Origin of the sequence: Bacillus sp. JJ864 (assembly GCF_036963045.1) — a bacterium.
Lineage (GTDB): Bacteria > Bacillota > Bacilli > Bacillales > Bacillaceae_G > Bacillus_A > Bacillus_A pseudomycoides_C.
Genome location: NZ_JBALLY010000147.1, coordinates 1 through 733, shown reverse-complemented (window position 1 = coordinate 733; position 733 = coordinate 1). Strand labels below are relative to the sequence as shown.

The following is a 733-nucleotide window of genomic DNA, read 5'->3' as shown; positions in this document are numbered from 1 at the left end:
TCCATTAATATTATATGTGATGAAAAAAATTTCAAAGAGATGAGATTGAGCAAAAAATGATTATAAATTATGTATATTATTTTTCGCAGGCAATACCGTCGCGGTCTCTATCTAATTTATGGCTATAGCCAGGGTCACCAGCGTGTAAGGGAGCTTTTCCAGCAGCTTTTGGTTGCGTGTTATAAAACATGTTTGCTCGTTTTGTCTACCAAAAATAACTGTGGTATAATTTTACAATATATGTATATGAATCGAATTAAGAGTTAAAATGAAGGGAGTATGAGATGAAATCTGAAAGTATATCACGCCATTTTCAAACTTTACAACAGCAGCGGCATTGTTTCTTTCAAAAAGTACAAGGTATTTCAAATGAACAATTATGGCAGCAAAAAGAAGGGAAATGGTCGATTGGAGAGCATTTATATCATTTATATTTAATTACAAGAATGCTCAAAGTCGCGACAAAACTTTCTTTTGTTCTGATTCCGTATGCAAAAATGAGAAGAAAGAAAACATTTCATAATCAAATTCATGATATATATGCAGAATATAAAGAAAAGCATGGAAAAGGAATGAAAGCTCCTTTTATTTTAGTACCGCCGAAAAAAGTGATTCATACTTTGAATAAAGAAGAGTTAATGAGATTGCTGTTAAATGAGACGAATAGATTGAGAGAATTAGTTGAGAATATCGAAGAGGATATCGCTGGACATATTATATATATATCCTACTT

1 protein-coding gene and 1 pseudogene are annotated in these 733 nt (G+C 31.7%); one reads left to right on the top strand and one right to left on the bottom strand.

All coding sequences use genetic code 11. The features are described from left to right. Positions 1-76: 76 nt before the first annotated feature. Positions 77-169, bottom strand: a pseudogene (locus V7024_RS19950) (excalibur calcium-binding domain-containing protein); the annotation flags it as partial. 115 nt (positions 170-284) lie between these two features. Between V7024_RS19950 and V7024_RS19945 the strand changes: the two are divergent. After that, the coding region (locus V7024_RS19945) for a DinB family protein (protein ID WP_335523099.1) at positions 285-733 on the top strand (449 nt) is incomplete at its 3' end.